4 protein-coding genes are annotated in these 3,284 nt (G+C 77.2%); 2 read left to right on the top strand and 2 right to left on the bottom strand.

Annotated elements, in window-relative coordinates; all coding sequences use genetic code 11:
- The first annotated feature begins 57 nt into the window (after positions 1-57).
- Positions 58-486: a DUF1810 domain-containing protein gene (locus GTQ99_RS21330; protein ID WP_166617704.1), complete on the top strand. Its 429-nt coding sequence runs from the start codon at positions 58-60 to the stop codon at positions 484-486.
- A gap of 89 nt (positions 487-575) precedes the next feature.
- Here the strand turns inward: GTQ99_RS21330 and GTQ99_RS21325 are convergent, their stop codons facing one another.
- A complete protein-coding gene (locus GTQ99_RS21325; RefSeq protein ID WP_166617703.1) occupies positions 576-2,306 on the bottom strand; it encodes a CYTH and CHAD domain-containing protein in 1,731 nt (576 codons plus the stop codon).
- A gap of 10 nt (positions 2,307-2,316) precedes the next feature.
- The gene (locus GTQ99_RS21320) at positions 2,317-2,664 is read right to left on the bottom strand and encodes a hypothetical protein (RefSeq protein WP_166617702.1); all 348 of its coding nucleotides are present in this window, start codon (positions 2,662-2,664) and stop codon (positions 2,317-2,319) included.
- Positions 2,665-2,747: 83 nt separating this feature from the next.
- Between GTQ99_RS21320 and GTQ99_RS21315 the strand changes: the two genes are divergently transcribed.
- Positions 2,748-3,113: a hypothetical protein gene (locus tag GTQ99_RS21315; RefSeq protein WP_166617701.1), complete on the top strand. Its 366-nt coding sequence runs from the start codon at positions 2,748-2,750 to the stop codon at positions 3,111-3,113.
- Positions 3,114-3,284 lie beyond the last annotated feature (171 nt).

The following is a 3,284-nucleotide window of genomic DNA, read 5'->3' as shown; positions in this document are numbered from 1 at the left end:
GGGTGGGCGGCTGCGCGGGCGGGTGCGCGCGCGGGTGCCGCGGTGCAGGCTGGGGCGGTGAGCAGCGACCGCTACGACCTGCAGCGCTTCGTCGACGCCCAGGACGGCACCTACGAGGGCGCCGTCTCGGAGCTGCGCGCCGGGCGCAAGACCTCGCACTGGATGTGGTGGGTGTTCCCGCAGATCGCGGGGCTGGGTTCCAGCCCCACCTCGGTGCGCTACGCCCTCTCCGGCCTCGACGAGGCGCAGGCGTACCTGGCGCACCCGGTCCTCGGGAACCGGCTGCGCGAGTGCGCCCGCACCCTGCTCGACCTGCCGGGGGACGACGCCGAGGAGGTGTTCGGCGGCGTCGACGCGGCCAAGCTGCGCAGCTCGATGACGCTGTTCACCGCGACCGACCCCGACGAGCCGACGTTCTCGGCCGTGCTGGAGAAGTACTTCGGCGGCGAGCGCGACGCCGCGACGACCGACCGGCTCAGCGCCTAGCCTCCCCGTCCGCCCCCCTCCTGCGGTGATCTTGCACGGGACACCGTGCAAGATCACCGCAGGAGGGCGGGGCCGGCGGTCGGCGGGGGTCAGCGCAGCCAGCGGTGCAGGCGCTTGGCGCTGGCCGCCTTCCAGCTCTCCTCGAAGTCGGCCTCGCTGACGGCGGCGTGCACCTCCTCCTGGGCGAACAGCCGGCCGTAGGCGAAGGCCGCCTCGGGGCGGGCCGCGCGGGCGAGGTCGTGCAGGCGCTGGCGGGTCACCACCGAGTCCTGGTGCTCGCCGAGGACCTCCTGCACGTCGGTCACGGCGCGGGCGAAGCGGACGGCGTCCTTGCCGAAGACGGTGGAGACCGCCTCCGCGGCGTAGCGCACCTGCTTGGCCGCCTTGCGCGCCTCGTGCAGCAGCTCGTCGCGCTCGTGGCCGGAGGGGGCGCGCTCGGCCTGCTCGACGAGGTCGGCCAGCGCGGCGTAGGTGCGCGCGACCCGCTTGGGCAGCACCTTCGCGGCGGGGCGGCGGGCCCGGGAGGTGAACCGCGGGTGCTCCACGACGTCCTGGAGGGCGTCGAGCAGGCGCTGGTAGCGCTCGGAGTCCAGCTCGGCCAGCACCCGGTCGTGCGCCCGGCGGTAGGCGGTGCCGAGCTGGTCGGCCACCAGCGCCGGCACGGCGCCGCTCGCGGCGGGGTCGGCGGGCTGCTCCTCGACGGGCACGTCGAGCGTGGCGACGGCCCGCACGAGCCGGTCGCGCAGGACCTCGGCGTCGCGGGCGGCGCCGAGCTCGGCGGCCAGCCAGCGCAGCTCGTCGCGCAGCGGCTTGGTGGGGGCCGACAGCAGCGGCTGGAACGTGCGCAGCGCGCTGCGCAGCCGGCGGGTGGCCACGCGCATCTTGTGGATGCTGTCGGGCTCGTCGCGGCGCACGCGCGGGTCCTGGGCGAGCACCTGCTCGACCTGCTCGTGCAGGTGCAGCAGCACCACGTCGCCGGCCGCCGAGCGGGTCGACAGCTCCTTCAGCCGGGGCCGCGCCACCGAGCGGGGAGCCTCCTCCGCGCCCTCCGGCGCGTCCTGCTCGACGCTCTCCACCTCGGTGGCGGCGACGGGCCCGGCCTCCGCACCGGCGCCGGGCTCCGTGCCGGTGTCGGGCTCGGTGTCGGTGTCGGGCTCGCTGTCGGGCTCGGCCGGCGGGCCGTCCAGGACGCGGGAGAGCTTGGAGGGGCTCGCGGCGACGCGCAGCCCGGCGGCCCGCAGCCCGGCGTCGACGGCGTCGAAGAGCTCGCGCTCGCCCTCGACGAGCTCCAGCTCGACCTCGCGCCAGGTCTGCACGGCGCCCGCCGCCTGCCCCGAGCCCTCCAGGGGCAGCAGCCGGCGGCCCTCGACGGTGTCGTCGGCCAGCTCCAGCAGGCGGCGGCCGGTGGCGTCGACGACGGTGCGCACGCGCCGGCGGGTGCTCAGCGTCGCGACGGGCAGGAGCTGCCGCCCCGCGGTCTGCTCCTCGACGATGCGGCGCAGGGCCACCGGCACCGTGCGCACCGCGCGCCCGAGGGGGACGCGGTGCTCGGTGCGGGCGCCGTCGCCGCCGGGGGTCTTCAGGTGCCAGCCGGCGTCCTCGCCGCCGGTGCGGCGGCGCAGCGTCATCCGCGCGGCGGCCAGCCGCAGGTCGGGGGTGTCGAAGTACACGGCCTCCAGCTCGTGCTCCCCGGCCTCTCCCTCGCTCAGCCCGGCCTGCGCACCGCCGGCCACCTGAGCGAGCAGCGGCACCAGGGGCGGCAGGTCGGCACCCGGCGCCAGGTCGTACTTCACTTCGAGTTCCCGGTGCTGGTTGACCATGGCCCCGTTTCTACCGTTCCGGTGCACCGGGCGCGCGTCGGTGATCGTCCTCGGAGCCGGGGGCGCTGAGGTCGCCGAAGGGCGTCCACTCCCGCCAGGCGGGCTGGTAGTCGGCGTGCCCGGCGTAGCGGGCCGCGGCCGTCAGCAGGGTCGAGGCCAGGTTGTCGGCGGTCAGCGTCCGCCCCAGCAGCACCGCCTGCTCGTAGGAGCGGACGAGGTCCTCGTCCGCCTCCTGCTCCCCCACCGCGACCGCGCTCAGGCGCTCCGCGGCCGAGCGCGGCGGCGGGTCGGCGTTGCGGGCGCGCAGGAAGCGGGCGACGGCGTCCGCGACCTCGCGCGGCACCACCGGTGCGTCCATCGGGTCCTCCTCCACCGGCCGCCGGTGCCGCGCTCAACGCGCTGCGGGCGCCGGTGGTGCCCGGGCTGCGGTAGGACGGGGGCGTGCTCAGCGACGACCCCGCCCACGCGCTCCTGCTCGGCCGGATGGGCCAGGAGGGCGACACCCCCCTCGCGCTGCTGCCGCTGGCCGCGGGAGCGCGCGCCGGGCTGGGCGGGACCGGGGCCCTGGCCGTCAGCGCCACCCGGCTGTGGCTGAGCCAGCCGCAGCTGGTGGGCGGGCCCTCGGTCGCCTCCGTGCCGCTGAGCGGCGTCGGCGCGCTCGGCGTCCGGGCGCGGCGCGGGCCGCTGGGCGGCGGCTGGCGCCTGGAGCTGGCCGTCGAGGGGCGGGTGCTGCGCTTCACCACCCGCGCGGAGCGGGCCGCCGTCGACGCGTTCGCGCGGGCGCTCCAGCAGGCCGCCGGCGGCTGAGGGCCCCGGCGCGCACCGCCGGGGGTGCCGCCGGGAGTGCCGCCGCCTCAGAAGGTGTTGCGTTACCTGTTGATCACTGAGGGTCGGTCTTCGCCTCGTCCTTGAGGGTGCCGTCCTCGGTGAGACGGCGAGCCGCTTCGATCTCGATCGGACCGCGCGGCTTCACGTCTT

Origin of the sequence: Kineococcus vitellinus, assembly GCF_009906315.1 — a bacterium.
Lineage (GTDB): Bacteria > Actinomycetota > Actinomycetes > Actinomycetales > Kineococcaceae > Kineococcus > Kineococcus vitellinus.
This window is presented reverse-complemented; position numbering and strand designations above follow the sequence as displayed.